Here is a 14,592-nt window from a genome sequence, read left to right on the forward strand (position 1 = left end):
GGATATCGCCGGAGCGGGGAAGCCTTACTTCCCCGGCTTCTTGTCCGCCGCGCCGGGCGGCTCGCTCGGGGCGGGTGCGCCCTTCGGCAGTTCCGGGTTCTCCGGGTTGTGCGGCGCCGCCACGGGGGCGGGCGCAGCCTGGGCCGGGTCCTGCGTCGGCGGGTTCTCGGCGGTGGCCGTCGGCTTGTCCGGCTCGGGCAGGCCGTCCTTCAGCTTGGCGTTGATCTTGACGAGATCGTCGGGCTCGGGGTTCAGGTCCTTGGCGTGCTGCCACTGAAACTTGCCCTCCAGCCGGCGGCCGGTGCGCCAGTAGGCGTCCCCGAGGTGGTCGTTGATGGTCGGATCGCCCGGCTTCAGCTCGACGGCCTTCTCCAACTCGCGCACGGCGTCGTCCCAGCGACCGAGGCGGAAGTAGGCCCAGCCAAGGCTATCGATGATCATGCCGTCGCGGGGCGAGAGATCGACGGCCTGCTTCAGCATGGTGAAGCTCTCGTCGATGTTCATGTTCCGATCGACCCAGGAATAGGCGAGGTAGTTGAGTACCTGCGCCTTGGCGTTCGGCTGGGTCGGCGGCACCAGGCTGAGCGCCTTCTTGAGGTCGGCCTCCGCCTTCTGCCACTCGCCGGCCCGCTCGTAGGCGGTGCCGCGGAAGTAGAACAACGTCCAGTTATTGGCTTCCTTGCCCGGCTGGATCAGGTTGATCGCACGAGTGTAGGTCTCGGTCGCCTCGGTAAACTTCTTGCGCGAGCGCTGCACGTTGCCGAGCGCCGAGATCACGTCGACGTTGTCGGGATTCGCCTTGAGCACGGTGTCGAGGTGCTGAAGCGCCTCGTCGCCCCGGCCCATCTGCTCGAGGTTGAGGCCGATCTGAATGTCGGCGTTGAGCTTGAGCGGCGAGGAAGCCGGGATCTGCGCGTAGGCCTCGTTCGAGCGCTCGGTCTGCTTCATACGGTCGAGCGTGTCGGCGAGCGTCAGCCGGGCCACGGCGTGCTCGGGGGCGAGGTAGAGGGCAAGCCGTAGGTAGACCACTGCCGGAAGCTCGTCGCCCTGGGTCGAACCGGCCGAGCCGAGGCCGTAGAGCACTTCGGCCGCGCCCTCCTGGGCCGACGCGATCAGGGGCGTGAGCGGCTTGCCGGCCTTGAGCTTGTCGAGGGCGTCCACCACGAGGGGGTGACGCGGCATCACCTTCTCGAACTCGCTGTAGGCGTCGATGGCGAGATCGGTTCGGCCGATCCCGGCCTCGAAGCGGGCATAGCCGTCGACGATGCGCAGGGTGTTGTGGTCGGCGTCGTAGGCCGCCTTCAGCTTCCGCTCGGCCTCGGCCCGGTCGCCGATCACCGAGGCGATCAGCCCGGCATGGTAGTCGCGGAAGACGTTGAAGTAGCGCTCGCCGCGCAGGCGATTCAGCGTCTCGTAGGCGCGCTTGCCGTCGCCCGCGCCGGCATAGGCCCAGGCGGTGAGCAGCGTCCCGGTGAGGTCGGCGGCCGCACCCCGGCCGCTGCGGCCGAAGCTCTGGCGGGCGGGGCCGTACTGGCCAGCCTTGAGCTGGCGCACGCCCAGCGCGAGCTGGGCAAGGCCGTTCGAGCTTTCGCGGGTGGCGAGCCGCTCGGCGGCGCGGAAGGCGTCGGTCATGGCGCCGTCGGCGAGCAGCGACACGAAGGCGCGCTCCAGAAGCTCGGCGTTGCGCGGGTCGCCCTTCACCGCCTCGCGGTAGAAGCTCGCGGCCGCCGCCGTGTCCTTCGAGGCGCCGGCGATGTAGGCCGAGAGGAAGTTGCCTTCCAGCGATTCCGCCGGCTCGTATTCGGAGAGCGGCGAGGATTCCCGCGGCTGCATGGCCGCGGCCGGCAGGGTGCCGAGACCGGTCGAAGCGAGCAGCAGGGCGAGCGCGGTGGCGCTCCGGCGGGCGGCGTATCCGAACATGGGCACCAGTCACGGCTCCTTCGCGGGATCGGCGGACGGAGTTTCCTCCGGCCGGCTCCGGTTTGGCGGGGGACACTGAACGCTTACCGCCATGACCGCAAGGCGAAAGGATGGCGCGGGGGAGGGGCCGTTGAGACCCCGGTTCAGGGGCCGTCGCCGATCTCCGCGCGGGCATCCTCCACGAGTTGGGCCAGCCCGGCATCGACCTCCGCCCCGAGCAGGGCGCGCTCGGCCGCAGTCAGATCCTTGGCCCAGGCGCCGCTGCCGAAGCCCTCCTCGCAGCGGGCCCGCTCGGCTTCGATATAGGCGCGCGTCTCTTCGGGGCGGTCCCGCATCGCCTGCACGAAGCCGAACCACGCCGCACGCTCGACCACGGCGAGGCGGGCGCGCAGTCGCACTTCCACGGCGCGGAGGGGATCGACGGTCTCATCTTCTGCCACGGCCGGCTCCTCCCGTTCCTGTCCGATCGCTCCCCGCTTACGGTTCCTCGCCTACCGTTCCTTGCGCTGCTCGCAGCGGGTCTTCACGTAGGTGTTGGCAGCGCCGCCATGGCCGGCGCTGGCGGCCAGGACCGGCCCTTGGATCAGGCATTCCTGCAGCGTGTGAGCCGGCCCGATGATCACGTCGAGGGCGGTCTCGCGGGAGCAATCGGGCATCTGAACGCTGGACGCGCAGACGAGCGCGACGACGAGGATCGAATTCATGGGGCCGGCCTCCCTGCCGTGGATGCTTTTCTTGACGGTCGGAGCCTGTCGAAGCTCCGGCGGCCGGTGACGTTTGACGGGCGAGCGTAATCCGCGCGCTGCGCCGGTTGGAACCGAAAAACATCCTGAAAGGCTGCCCTGAGCCGATGCGTCACAGCAGCCCGGTCTGCCGTGCCGTCGAGCGGGATCTCCTCGAGCCTGATCCCGATCTCGCCGGCCGCTACCTCGGGGTCTCCCCGCCTGTCTCGATAGGTTCCAGGCCACAGGCCGAGGCCAACGGCGGCGAGCAGGCGCCTACCAAGGGATTGATTTGCCTCGCGATTTTCCAGGCGCGAAGCGGCTGCCCCAAAAAAGTCGCAAGAGGGTCCTGTCTTCACGCGGATCGGACAAGGTCGTGACCGGCGTCGTAACAGGGAGGCGGCAATGTCTTTCGAAATCGTTCTGACGCAATCCGCGCAGGAAATCGCCGAGAGAAGCGGAGTTCTTCCGGTTCTCGAAGAGCGCGCGCGCGATGAAATCGCGGAACTACCCGGTGAAGGTCTCGAGGAACTCGAGCGCCGTCTGTTCCACGCCTTCGCGCTCGACGACGGCACCGAGGTGATCTGCTCTCTCACCGCCGGCGGTGCCGTGCGGGTCGATGCCTGCGAGGCGGAAGCGGCCGCCTGATCCTTCTCGCGGAACCGTGAACGGCAGGACCGGATTGCTCCTCCCGCTTGGAGTGCCTCACGAAGCACCGGGCCATCGGTCATCGCCTCCCGCGGGCGGCGACGGTGGCGCGGTCTCTTCAGCGGCATATCCCCATATCGGTCGAGGAGGACACATGGCCCACGACACCGTCGGCGTCGAAGCCGATTTCACGAGCCTTGAGGCGGCCCGCGCTGCCAAGGACCGTCTGGTACGGGCGGGCTTTGCCCGCAACAGCATCGATATCGACCGTGAGGGCGACACCTTCATCGTCCATCTGCCGACCCAGGAAGCGAACCGGCAGCGGGCCGCCCGCATCCTCAGGGGCCGCGCCATGATCGAGAGTGCCAAGAGCACCGGCTGGGCCGCCGCCGACACCGTCGGCAGCAACCGCCTGCTCACCCTCGGCCTCGCCGCGCTGGCTGGTTTCGCCCTCTACGGCCTGACCAGCCGGCGCTGACGCGCCGACGCTTCCCGCGGAACCGCGTGCCGGTTCGGCGGGGAGCCTACGGCGTTTCGAAGAAGCGGTTGCCCGGCCGCGCGAGACCGAGATGCTCGCGCAGGGTCGTGCCCTCGTACTCGGTGCGGAACAGGCCGCGACGCTGCAATTCCGGCACCACGCCCGCACACACATCGTCGAGCCCTTCCGGCACGAAGGGGAACATCACGTTGAAGCCGTCGCAGGCTTGCCCCTCGAGCCACTCGCCCATCCGGTCGGCGATCTGCTCCGGCGTGCCGACGAAGGTGAGCCCGCCATAGCCGCCGACGCGGCGGGCAAGCTCGCGCACGCTCGCCCCGGTGCGGCGGGCATAGTCGACGATCTGCGCCTGCCCGCTCTTGCTGGCATTCGTCTCCGGGATCTCGGGCAGCGGCGCGTCGAGATCGAAGACGCTGGCATCGGTGCCGAGGCGGACCGAGAGGTTGGCGAGTCCACTCTCGACCGGCACCAGCGCATCGAGCCGTGCCTTCTTCGCCTTCGCCTCCTCCTCCGTGCCGCCGACCACGACGAAGGCGCCGGGCAGGATCTTCAGGGCCTCGCGAGACCGGCCGGCCGCTGCCATCCGGCCTTTCACGTCGGCGTAGAACGTTTGCCCCGCTTCGAGCGACGAGGCCGACGCAAACACCATCTCGGCGGTCTCCGCCGCGATCTGGCGCCCGGCCTCGGAGGCGCCGGCCTGCACGATCACCGGCCAGCCCTGCAACGGGCGTGCAACGTTGAGCGGCCCCTTCACCTTCAGGAATTCGCCCCGGTGGTTCAGGGTGTGGAGCTTGTCGGGATTAAAGTACAACCCCTGCTCGACGTCGCGGACGAAGGCGTCGTCGGCCCAGGAATCCCACAGCCCGGTGACGACCTCGAAGAATTCGCGGGCGCGGGCGTAGCGGGTGGCGTGATCGAGATGCGCGTCGCGGCCGAAGTTCAGAGCCTCGTCCGGGTTGCCGGAGGTGACGAGATTCCAGCCGGCTCGGCCCCGCGAGATGTGGTCGAGCGAGGCGAACTTGCGGGCCACATGGTAGGGCTCGTTGTAGGTGGTCGAGGCGGTGGCGATCAGCCCGATCCGCTCCGTCACCATGGCGAGTGCGGGCAGCAGCGTCAGCGGGTCGAACGAGGTGACGGTGGCCGAGCGCTTCAGCGCCTCCATCGGCATGTTCATCACCGCCAGATGGTCGGCCATGAAGAAGGCGTCGAACTTGGCCGCTTCCAGGGTGCGGGCGAAGCGCACGAGATGGTCGAGGTTGAAGTTCGCGTCCGGAAATCCGCCGGGATAGCGCCACCACGCGGTATGGATGCCGATCGGGCGCATGAACGCGCCGAGATGGAGCTGTTTACGCGGTTCGCTCAACGCAATTCTCCGGCCGCATCAACCCATCGATGCCACCGATCGGGTGCACGGAGCACCAAGAGCATCAACGGTACGAAGGATCCCGGTATCTCACTAGGATTGCACGCGCCACGTCCTTAGGCTTCGAACCGAGCGAAGCTGAGAGAGACACAGGCATGGCCGGAGCGAGCGTGACGCAGGACGTACCCTATCGCGCCCTGAACGGCTGGCTGGCGCTCTCCATCGCCATTCCCTGCCTCGCGCTGGCCGCGCTGACCTTCATCGGCGGCGGTGTGCTGGTCTTCGGCCGTGTCAGCATCGGCCCGTCCTTCCTGCTCGTCTCCGCAGTGGCGCTGATTGTTGGGATCGTGCTGCTCGCCGGACTCATCACGCTCAAGCCGCGGCAGGCGGCGGTGCTGACCCTGTTCGGGCGCTATCACGGCACCATCGCCCGCGACGGCTTCTGGTGGCGCAATCCGCTGACGGCGGTCGCCAAGGTCTCGCTCGCCACCGAGGCGCAGGAGACCAAGATCATCACGGTCAACGACCTGATGGGCAATCCGATCACCATCGCGGCGGCGGCGATCTGGCGGGTGCAGGACGCGGCGCGCGCGACCTTCGACGTCGGCAGCTACCACGAATTCGTCTCGCTCCAGGCGGAGGCGGCCCTGCGCAACATCGCCTCGACCCGCCCCTACGACCATGACGAGGCGGAGAATGTCGGCGAGGAGGCGGGCGACGCCAAGCGCCGTCTCGCCGAGAAGGCCACCCGCATCGCCTCGCTGCGGGCCGACCGCGACGCGATCCACGCCGACCTGATCGCGGAACTGGGCCAGCGCGTCGCGCTCGCGGGCGTCGTCGTCGAGGACGTGCGGATCACGCATCTGGCCTACGCGCCGGAGATCGCGGGCGCGATGCTCAAGCGCCAGCAGGCCGGCGCGATCATCGCCGCCCGCCGCCAGATCGTGGAGGGCGCGGTCGCCATCGTGCGCGACACGATCCGCCGCCTGGAGCAGCCGGAGGACGGCCATGCCGGCATCGTCTTCGACGATCAGGGCCGCGCCAGCATGGCGCAGAACATGCTCATCATGATCGTGGGAGACCGCGAGGCGACGCCGGTGGTGAGCGTGGGGAAGGGGTGAGGCGCGCCTTGACGGGGCAGGAGGTTTCGCTTCGCGGCGACCCGTGATCCGAGCCCCGGATGTTTCAACGCATCGTCCCTGTACGCATGGGCTCGGACGCGCCGGGCTGATCAGACGGGCGTTTCGCGCCGGGTCGGCACCATGCCGATGAGAACCGGAAGGCCCCGCGCAAAGATCACGGCAGGCCCTACTGCCCGCCGTGATACCGAAGCGCCTCAAATATCCAGCTCCGCCCCGTCCGCGAACGCCGCCCGCTCCGTAATGAACGCGAAGCGCGCCTCGGGCTTGTTGCCCATCAGGCGTTCCACCGTGTCGCCGGTGGATTCCCGCGCCTCGTCGAGGACCGCGACGCGCAGCAGTGTGCGCTTGCGCGGGTCCATCGTCGTCTCCTTGAGCTGCGCCGGCATCATCTCGCCGAGGCCCTTGAAGCGGCCGATCTCGACCTTGCCGTTCTTGAACACGGTCTTGATGATCCGCTCCTTGTCCGCGTCGTCGCGGGCATAGGCCGACTTCGCGCCCTGGCTGATCCGGTAGAGCGGAGGGATCGCCAGGTAGAGATGGCCCTTGTCGATCAGCTTCGGCATCTGCCGGTAGAAGAAGGTGATCAGCAGCGAGGCGATGTGGGCACCGTCCACGTCCGCGTCGGTCATGATGATGACCTTGTCGTAGCGAAGGTCCCCCTCGCGGAAATTGGCGCCGGTGCCGCAGCCGAGGGCCAGCGTCAGGTCCGAGATGAGCTGGTTGGCGCCGAGCTTGTCCCGGCTGGCTGAGGCCACGTTCAGGATCTTGCCCCGCAGCGGCAGCACGGCCTGGGTGGCGCGGTCGCGCGCCTGCTTGGCCGAGCCGCCGGCCGAGTCGCCCTCGACGATGAAGATTTCGGAGCCCGCGGTGCCGGCAGCCGAGCAATCGGCGAGCTTGCCGGGCAGGCGGAGCTTGCGCGTCGCGCTCTTGCGGGCGACCTCCTTCTCCTGGCGGCGGCGCAGGCGCTCCTCGGCCCGGTCGATCACCCAGTCGAGCAGTTTGTTGGCCTGTGCCGGCGAGGCGGCAAGCCAGTGGTCGAAGGCGTCGCGCACCGCCGTCTCGACGATGCGGGAGGCCTCGACGGTCGCGAGCTTGTCCTTGGTCTGGCCCTGGAACTCGGGCTCGCGGATGAAGACCGAGAGCATCGAGGCGCAGGTCGCCATCACGTCGTCGGTGGTCACCGACGTCATGCGCTTGGCCTGGTTCACGCGCTCGGCGTGTTCGCGTAGCGCCCGCAGCAGCGCGACGCGCAGGCCGGATTCATGGGTGCCGCCTTCCGGCGTCGGGATCGTATTGCAGTAGGAATGCGAGACGCCGTCATCCGCCACGGTCCAGGCCACCGCCCATTCGAGCGAGCCGTGCGAGCCGGGCTTGGTCACCTTGCCGGAGAAGATGGAATCGAGAACGAGCTCCTTCCCCTCGATGTCGCGGGCGAGATAGTCCGACAAACCGCCGGGAAAGCGGTGCACGGCCTCGGCCGGCACGTCGTCGAGCCCTTCGAGCAGGGCCGGAGCACAGCGCCAGCGGATCTCGACGCCGCCGAACAGATAGGCCTTGGAACGGGCCATCTTGAACAGGCGGCGCGGGTCGAACTTCAGCGAGCCGAAGATCTGCGCGTCGGGGTGGAAGCGCACCCGTGTGCCGCGCCGGTTCTGCACCCGGCCGACCGTTTCCAGCCCGCCCTGCGCGTGGCCGCGGGAAAAGGTCTGACGGTAGAGGGTCTGGTTGCGGGCGACCTCGACCTCCAGCACGTCCGAGAGCGCGTTGACGACCGAGATGCCGACGCCGTGCAAGCCGCCGGACGTCTCGTAGACCTTCGAGTCGAATTTTCCGCCCGCGTGCAGCGTGGTCATGATGACTTCGAGCGCGGATTTTCCCGGAAATTTCGGATGGGGATCGACGGGAATGCCGCGGCCGTTATCGGTGACGACAAGGGCGCCACTCTCCTCCAGCTCCACCTCGATGAAGCTTGCATGGCCCGCGACCGCCTCGTCCATGGAGTTGTCGATCACCTCGGCGAAGAGGTGGTGCAGCGCCCGCTCGTCGGTGCCGCCGATATACATGCCCGGCCGGCGCCGCACCGGCTCCAGCCCCTCCAGCACCTCGATCGCCGAGGCGTCGTAACCGGCCTCCACCGTTTCCGGCACGGGGGCCGGCTGCGGTGCCACGGGGGTGAGGCGACGGCGGCGCTCGGCCTCCGCGGCGGGCGGCTTGCTCCCCGGCCCGAACAGGTCGCGCGCCGGATCGCTCACGCGACGGCTCCTCGAAACGGGTCGGAGACGGGCTGCATGGCTCTTCATAACCTCGTTGTATAGGAACAAACAGGAAACAAAAAGCCTCCCGTCCGCTTCCGCCGGTCGCAGTATCACAGGGACCGGCCGTGTTCGAAGTCCGACCGTCGCGATCCGGTCCGCACGCTGTCATCTCAGTGATGCGGGTGGATGGTTAAGACGGTCTCACGAAGCCTGCGGCGGGCAGCGAACCTGCAGCAAGACGTTGAGGAGCGCGGCCCAGGATGCCTGCGGGAACAGAGAATGGTTTCCGGACGTTAACTCAGCAAGGTCAGCTTGACCGTAAGGGAGCCACGCCGATGACCCCCGCCACCGCCCAAGCGCGTCACCTCTCCCTCATGCGCCTGGAACAGGCGGCAGGCCAAGCGTTCGGCTATTCCGATGAGTCCGAGCCGGCGACTGCCCGCTTGACGCTTCTGCTCTCATCGTCGGGCTTTGCCATCGCCACGGTTGCGACGGCTCTGGCGGCCACCATCACCTATCTCGTCTGATCGGCTTCTCCCGCGAAGCCGCGATCACGCCGCCGCGGGCATTGCGCAGAGACGGATGTCGCGCGCCAGCGCGTCGACCCGCGCCGGGTCCGAATCCCAGGCGAACATGAAGCGGGATGCCCCGCCGATGAAACCGTAGAACTGCCAGCCGCGGGCGCGCAGCCCCTCCTGCACTGCTGCGGGTAGGTTCAGGAATACGCCGTTGGCCTCCACCGGCGCCGCGAGCGTGATGCCCGGCACATCGGCAATCCCGCGCACGAGGCGCCGGGCGCAGTCGTTGGCGTGGCGGGCATTGTCTAGCCACGCGCCGCTCTCCAGCATGCCGACCCAGGGCGCCGAGAGGTAGCGCATCTTGGAGGCGAGCTGGCCCGCCTGCTTGCAGCGATAATCGAAATCCTCCGCGAACCCGCGATCGAAGAAGATCACGGCCTCGCCCACCGCCATGCCGTTCTTGGTCCCGCCGAAGCAGAGCACGTCGACGCCGGCCTTCCAGGTCAGCGCGGCCGGGCTCGCATCGAGCGAGGCGCAGGCATTGGCGAAGCGGGCACCGTCCATGTGAAGGCGCAGGCCCGCGGCGCGGCAGACCTCGGCGACCGCGGCGATCTCGTCCGCGGTGTAGACCCGCCCGGTCTCGGTCGCCTGGGTCAGCGTCACCGCCCTCGGCTTCGGGAAATGGATGTCGCTGCGCTTGCCCGCGATCGTCCGCACGAGATCGGGCGTCAGCTTGCCGTCCTCGGTCGCGGCGGTCAGCAGCTTCGAGCCGTTGGAGAAGAATTCCGGCGCGCCGCACTCGTCGGTCTCGATATGGGCCGAGTCGGCGCAGATCACGCTGTGATAGGATTGGCAGAGCGAGGCCAGGGCGAGCGAGTTCGCCGCCGTGCCGTTGAAGACGAAGAAGACCTCGCAATCGGTCTCGAACAACTGGCGAAACCCGTCGGCGGCTGCCTGCGTCCAGGAATCGGCGCCGTAAGCCGGCGCGTGGCCGGCATTGGCCGCATGCATCGCGTCCCATGCCTCGGGACAGATCCCGGCATAGTTGTCGCTGGCGAATTGCTGCTCGGCCACGGCGGGCTCCGGCTCTGTTGCGTGAAAAGCGAAAGGCCGGACAGTGAACGCACCGCCCGGCCTCACGATAGGATTGTGTGCTCGCCGATCGATGTTGGCACCCCGTCCCGCCGATCCAGCGAACGGGATGCCCCGGTGCGTCAGGCCGCGGCCAGCGCCATCGACATCGATTCCTTCTTCATCAGCTCGCGATAGAAGCCGTCGAGGTGGGTGAGCTTCTCCGGCGAGCCGTCCTGGATGATCTTGCCGCCTTCCAGCACGACGATCCGGTCAAAATCCTTCAGCGTCGACAGGCGGTGGGCGATGGCGATGACGGTGCGACCCTTCATCAAATTAGCGAGCGCGGCGCGGATCGCCTCCTCGGACTCGGCGTCGAGCGCCGAGGTGGCCTCGTCGAGGAGTAGGATCGGCGAATCCTTCAGGATCGCGCGGGCAATCGCGATGCGCTGGCGCTGGCCGCCCGAAAGCTTCACGCCGCGATCGCCGACGATCGTGTCGAAGCCTTCCGGCAGGGCCTGGATGAAGTCGGTGCAGTGGGCGGCCTCGGCCGCCTGCCACACCTCCTCGTCGGTGGCATCCGGCCGGCCGTAGCGGATGTTCTCACGCAAGGAGCGGTGGAACATCGACACGTCCTGCGGCACCACCGTGATCGCCTCGCGCAGGCTCTCCTGCGTGACGCGGTTGATGTCCTGCCCGTTGATGAGGATGCGCCCGCCCTGCACCTCGTAGAAGCGCTGGATCAGCGAGAACAGGGTCGACTTGCCGCCGCCCGACTTGCCGACGAGCCCGACGGTCTGACCCGGCGGGATCAGCAGGTCGAAATCGGAGAACACGGTGCGCCCGTCGGGGTAGCTGAAGGCGACGTGGTCGAAATGCATCTCCGCGCCGGTCTGGCCGACAAGGGTCTCGGCCTCCGGGTGATCGACCAGCTCGTGCGGCTGCAGCAGGGTGTGCAACGCCTCGGAGAGGCGGGCGGTGTGCTGGGTCGCGTCCACGAGCGCCACGGCGAGGTCGCGAGTCGCGGCGAGGATGCGGATGCCCAGCGTGCAGACCAGAACCACCTGACCGGTCGTAGCCTGCCCCGCCTCCCACATCTTGATCGACCAGTAGAGCAGGCCGAGGATCGAGAGCACGGTGAGGATGGCGTGGGTGATGCGCAGCTTCTCGAGGTAGAGCAGCGAGGAGCGGCGCGCCCGCATCTCGGTGCCGATGGTGCCGTCGAAGCGCACGAATTCGCGGTTGAAGGCGGAGAAGGCGCGCACCAGCGGCATGTTGCCGACGAGATCGACCATCTCGCCGTCGACGCTGGCGGCTTTCGCCGCGAAATCGTGGTGCAGCGGCTTGCCGGCCGAGGCCATCTTGAACATCAGGAGCACGACCGCGGCGAAGATGCCGGCGAGCACGAGCGCCATCGTCATGTTCACGGTGCCGATGTAGATGATCGAGAGCACGGCCGCCACGCAGGGCGGCATCACGTTGAACGTGAACATGTTCTCGACGGTGAAGATCGCGTTCGAGGTCGCGGTGATGCGCGAGGCCAGCGTGCCCGGCTGCCGGTCTGCGAAGAACGAGGGCGCGTGGCCCGTCATGTGGCGGAAGAGGTCGCGGCGGATGTCGCCGGTGACGCCGACGAAAGTGAAGGCGCCGACCAGCGCCGCCACGCGCCAGAGCATGTTGTCGGCGGCGATGAAGGCGATCAGCAGCGCGAGCGCCGACCAGACCTGACCGGCACTCGGCCCCTTGCCGAGGGCATCGACCACGCCCTTGAGCGCGTAATCGGTCGAGACCGAGAAGGTCACGGCGCCGAGCACGGAGAACAGAATCACGAGGTGCGGTATGATCCGGCGCTTGAGATAGCGCCCGACAAAGGCCCCCGGTCTGTTGGCGTATTGGCAGAGATCTTCCATCGCGATCGTCAGTCCCGATTCGATCAGACCCGCTGGGCGCCGAGTGTGGCTGGAGGGCGCACGCACCGCCCTTTAACCGCAACGCGAAGCGTCGCCTTATGTTTCAAGCGCGCGCAGCTTTCCGCCTGATAGCGGAACGAAGCTGAACCGAACTTGAGCAGTTGTGCGGCGCGCAAACGATTCCAACCGCGTCGGCCGCCGCAGGTCAAGACGGCTCGCCCGCCTCGTCCCCGTCCCGGCGCCGCGTCTCGGGCATGATCAACAGCACGAGCACCAATCCGACGGCGCCGACGACGGCGAGACCCATGAAGGCCGTCTGGCTGCCGAGTTCGTCGGCCATGAAGCCAGCGAGCGCTGTGGAGAGCGCCGCGCCGATGCCCATGCCGGTGCCGACCGCGCCGAGTGCGGTGTTGAAGCGACCGGTGCCGCGGGTGACGTCGGAGACGATCAGCGGAACCATGACGCCGAGAACGGAGGCCGAAATGCCATCGAAGACCTGGATGGCGACCATCCAGTAGGGATCGCTGACGAAGGCGAAGAGCAGGCCGCGCACGGGCAAGGCCGCGAAGCCGATCACGAGGAGCGGCTTGCGCCCCCAGCTCTGGGCGAGGCGGCCGACGAAGGGAGCGGTGAGGGCGAGCACCGCCTGCGGGACCATGATGCAGGCGGCGACCAAGGCCGTGGCGGTCTCGCTGGCGCGCAGTGTCATGACGCTGCCGACGAGGGGGAGCATCGCCGCGTTGGCGAGGAAGAACAGCACCATGCAGGCGGCAAAGCACAGGAGCGCCCGGTTCTTCAGGAGCACCGCGATCCCGCCGGCCTCGCGCACTTCCGGTTCGCGCAAGGCCGTCCGCGGCTTGTCCGCCTCCGTGGCGCGGGCGGACGGGATGAACGAGAGCGAGACCAGCGCCGGAATCACAAGCAGGCCGGCGAGATAGAACACCGCGTTGTTCGAGAGGTAATAGCCGATCGCGCCCATTCCGGCGGCGCCGAGCGCATTGCCGATGGCCGAGAAGCTCGCATTGCGCCCCAGGCGCTCTCCCGCCCTTGCATGGCCGACGAGGCCGATGGAGATGGCGGCGATCGCCGGCGTCAGCACGCAGCTCGCCGCCGAGTGGATCGCCATGGCGAGCATCACGACGAGATAGGTGGGTAGCGCGGCAAGCATCACCGCGCTCGCCCCGACCCAGAAGGCCGAGAAGCCGGCAGCGAACCGCTTCGAGCGGGAGGCATCGACAAAGGCGCCGCCGGGCATCTGCCCGAGTAGGCTCACGAGGCTGCCGACGGTGAGCGCGAGCCCGATATCCGACTGCGTCCACTTCTGCTGGGTGAAGTAGACGGCGAGGAACGGCCCGAACCCGGTCTGCAGGTTGGCGATGAAGAACGTGAACGCGTCGAGGCCGTAGGTGGCGCGGCGCGACGGCTCGGCGGGGGCAGACGCCGGCTCGCTCGCGCGGCCCGCGCGGCGGCCCGGGCGGGAACCGCCCCGCTCACGCAGGTCGCTGCGATGCGTGTCGCGCTCGCGCGCCGGATACGCGCGCCGTTCCGTCACCGGGAATGCCGTCATCGATCCGGCGTCTTCTCCTGCGGCCGGTCAGAGGCCTTGTCCGACGGCACCACGGGCTTCTCGGCAGCGGCCTTCTCGGCAGCAGCGGCGTCGCCTTCCGGCGGGATAGCGGCACCGGGGATCGCCGCGCCCGGACTGGTGGCGCCGAGTACGACGATGGGCTCGCCGGCCTTGTATTCGGGCGAGACCCGGACCTGATTGCGGTTGAGCTGGAGCGTGAGGCGGCCGACCTTGCCCTCGGTGGTGAACTTCAGGACCCGCCAATCCACCGCGATCTTGCGCGAACCGACGCCGAGGAAGCCGCCGAAATCGATCACCGCGGCGCGGGGGCGGCCGTCGCGGTCGATAATGATGTCGATGATCCGGCCGAGGTCATCGCCGTTCATGGCACGCACACTCTTGCCGAGCAGGCTCTCGTAATCCTGGGTGTCGAGCACCACCGCCGGGGTGCCGCCGCCCTGCGACGGCGCGGCGCCACCGTTGGCGGGCGGGGCCGGTGGCACGACGGGCGCCGCCGCGGGAGGCGGGGCGGATGCGGCGGGCGGCGACGCCTCGCCCGGGGCGCCCGTCGAGCCGTCCGCGGCCATGGCCGCCGTGGCGAGGAGGACGATCGCCGGTGTCGCGATCGGCCGGATCAGTCTGCGCACTCCTATACCCCTCGACAGTCTGGAAGAATCCGCATGGCGGCTGCAACGAGCCGGCCGCTCACCGGACGGTATGGGGCGGGCGGACGCATCGTCCATGCCCGCCAACCACGGCGAAGTTGTGGATGACCCGGCCGAGCGGGCCGGCCGCTTCGACCGTATCGCGCTCGAGACCCCTCTGCGAACGGCCGGATTTGCACAAGCGCGATGCCAGTCCACCGTAACCGGTCAGGCATCCGCAACCCCCGTCTGGTTTTCGCCCGAACCCTGCCTTAGACGGATGCAGGAAATCTCAAGGTTGCCGGCCCCTGGCCACGGTCTCGGTTGGGCTTCGTC

13 protein-coding genes are annotated in these 14,592 nt (G+C 68.4%); 4 read left to right on the forward strand and 9 right to left on the reverse strand.

Annotated features, from left to right (window positions below; all coding sequences use genetic code 11):
• Positions 1–24 precede the first annotated feature (24 nt).
• From LPC10_RS15470 to LPC10_RS15480, 3 genes are all read right to left on the reverse strand, one after another.
• Entirely contained in the window at positions 25–1,920 is a 1,896-nt protein-coding gene (locus tag LPC10_RS15470; RefSeq protein ID WP_231347064.1) for a tetratricopeptide repeat protein, read from the reverse strand.
• A gap of 143 nt (positions 1,921–2,063) precedes the next feature.
• Positions 2,064–2,360 (reverse strand): hypothetical protein, encoded by a 297-nt coding sequence (locus LPC10_RS15475; protein WP_231343074.1) that lies wholly within the window; start codon positions 2,358–2,360, stop codon positions 2,064–2,066.
• Between the two features lie 51 nt (positions 2,361–2,411).
• Positions 2,412–2,624, reverse strand: coding sequence for a hypothetical protein (locus LPC10_RS15480; protein WP_108940961.1), 213 nt, complete (start codon positions 2,622–2,624; stop codon positions 2,412–2,414).
• A 423-nt stretch (positions 2,625–3,047) separates the two neighbouring features.
• Here LPC10_RS15480 and LPC10_RS15485 point away from each other — a divergent pair, with 423 nt between their 5' ends.
• Together LPC10_RS15485 and LPC10_RS15490 are read left to right on the forward strand one after the other, a co-directional pair.
• Positions 3,048–3,290, forward strand: coding sequence for a hypothetical protein (locus LPC10_RS15485; protein WP_231343077.1), 243 nt, complete (start codon positions 3,048–3,050; stop codon positions 3,288–3,290).
• 154 nt (positions 3,291–3,444) lie between these two features.
• Positions 3,445–3,768: a hypothetical protein gene (locus LPC10_RS15490; protein ID WP_231343079.1), complete on the forward strand. Its 324-nt coding sequence runs from the start codon at positions 3,445–3,447 to the stop codon at positions 3,766–3,768.
• A 46-nt stretch (positions 3,769–3,814) separates the two neighbouring features.
• On the opposite strand, the gene LPC10_RS15495 is transcribed toward LPC10_RS15490, so the two are convergent.
• Positions 3,815–5,149 (reverse strand): LLM class flavin-dependent oxidoreductase, encoded by a 1,335-nt coding sequence (locus tag LPC10_RS15495; protein WP_231343081.1) that lies wholly within the window; start codon positions 5,147–5,149, stop codon positions 3,815–3,817.
• 155 nt (positions 5,150–5,304) lie between these two features.
• Here LPC10_RS15495 and LPC10_RS15500 point away from each other — a divergent pair, with 155 nt between their 5' ends.
• On the forward strand, positions 5,305–6,270 hold the full coding sequence (locus LPC10_RS15500) for an SPFH domain-containing protein (RefSeq protein ID WP_231343082.1): 966 nt from the start codon (positions 5,305–5,307) through the stop codon (positions 6,268–6,270).
• A 215-nt stretch (positions 6,271–6,485) separates the two neighbouring features.
• Here the strand turns inward: LPC10_RS15500 and parE are convergent, their stop codons facing one another.
• Positions 6,486–8,543 carry a DNA topoisomerase IV subunit B gene (gene parE / locus LPC10_RS15505; RefSeq protein ID WP_231343083.1) on the reverse strand — a complete coding sequence of 686 codons (2,058 nt, stop codon included), beginning with the start codon at positions 8,541–8,543 and terminating at the stop codon, positions 6,486–6,488.
• Positions 8,544–8,881: 338 nt separating this feature from the next.
• On the opposite strand from parE, the gene LPC10_RS15510 reads away from it, so the two are divergent.
• Positions 8,882–9,073, forward strand: a complete 192-nt coding sequence (locus LPC10_RS15510) for a hypothetical protein (protein WP_231343087.1) — start codon at positions 8,882–8,884, stop codon at positions 9,071–9,073.
• A 24-nt stretch (positions 9,074–9,097) separates the two neighbouring features.
• On the opposite strand, the gene LPC10_RS15515 is transcribed toward LPC10_RS15510, so the two are convergent.
• The 4 genes from LPC10_RS15515 to LPC10_RS15530 form a co-directional block, all read right to left on the reverse strand.
• Positions 9,098–10,138, reverse strand: a complete 1,041-nt coding sequence (locus LPC10_RS15515; protein WP_231343089.1) for a low specificity L-threonine aldolase — start codon at positions 10,136–10,138, stop codon at positions 9,098–9,100.
• A 140-nt stretch (positions 10,139–10,278) separates the two neighbouring features.
• On the reverse strand, positions 10,279–12,045 hold the full coding sequence (locus tag LPC10_RS15520) for an ABC transporter ATP-binding protein (protein WP_231343091.1): 1,767 nt from the start codon (positions 12,043–12,045) through the stop codon (positions 10,279–10,281).
• A 205-nt stretch (positions 12,046–12,250) separates the two neighbouring features.
• On the reverse strand, positions 12,251–13,612 hold the full coding sequence (locus LPC10_RS15525) for an MFS transporter (protein ID WP_231343093.1): 1,362 nt from the start codon (positions 13,610–13,612) through the stop codon (positions 12,251–12,253).
• Positions 13,609–14,259, reverse strand: a complete 651-nt coding sequence (locus LPC10_RS15530; RefSeq protein WP_231343095.1) for a PRC-barrel domain-containing protein — start codon at positions 14,257–14,259, stop codon at positions 13,609–13,611. The genes LPC10_RS15525 and LPC10_RS15530 overlap by 4 nt, the downstream gene beginning before the upstream one ends.
• Positions 14,260–14,592: the final 333 nt, after the last annotated feature.

Origin of the sequence: Methylorubrum sp. B1-46 (genome assembly GCF_021117295.1) — a bacterium.
Classification (GTDB): Bacteria; Pseudomonadota; Alphaproteobacteria; order Rhizobiales; family Beijerinckiaceae; genus Methylobacterium.

Bases quoted from the DNA above. Each gene is read 5' to 3' on its own strand.
- LPC10_RS15470 (WP_231347064.1), bottom strand. From the start codon at position 1,920: ATGTTCGGATACGCCGCCCGCCGGAGCGCCACCGCGCTCGCCCTGCTG.
- LPC10_RS15480 (WP_108940961.1), bottom strand. From the start codon at position 2,624: ATGAATTCGATCCTCGTCGTCGCGCTCGTCTGCGCGTCCAGCGTTCAG.
- LPC10_RS15485 (WP_231343077.1), top strand. From the start codon at position 3,048: ATGTCTTTCGAAATCGTTCTGACGCAATCCGCGCAGGAAATCGCCGAG.
- LPC10_RS15490 (WP_231343079.1), top strand. From the start codon at position 3,445: ATGGCCCACGACACCGTCGGCGTCGAAGCCGATTTCACGAGCCTTGAG.
- LPC10_RS15500 (WP_231343082.1), top strand. From the start codon at position 5,305: ATGGCCGGAGCGAGCGTGACGCAGGACGTACCCTATCGCGCCCTGAAC.
- LPC10_RS15510 (WP_231343087.1), top strand. From the start codon at position 8,882: ATGACCCCCGCCACCGCCCAAGCGCGTCACCTCTCCCTCATGCGCCTG.
- LPC10_RS15520 (WP_231343091.1), bottom strand. From the start codon at position 12,045: ATGGAAGATCTCTGCCAATACGCCAACAGACCGGGGGCCTTTGTCGGG.
- LPC10_RS15525 (WP_231343093.1), bottom strand. From the start codon at position 13,612: ATGACGGCATTCCCGGTGACGGAACGGCGCGCGTATCCGGCGCGCGAG.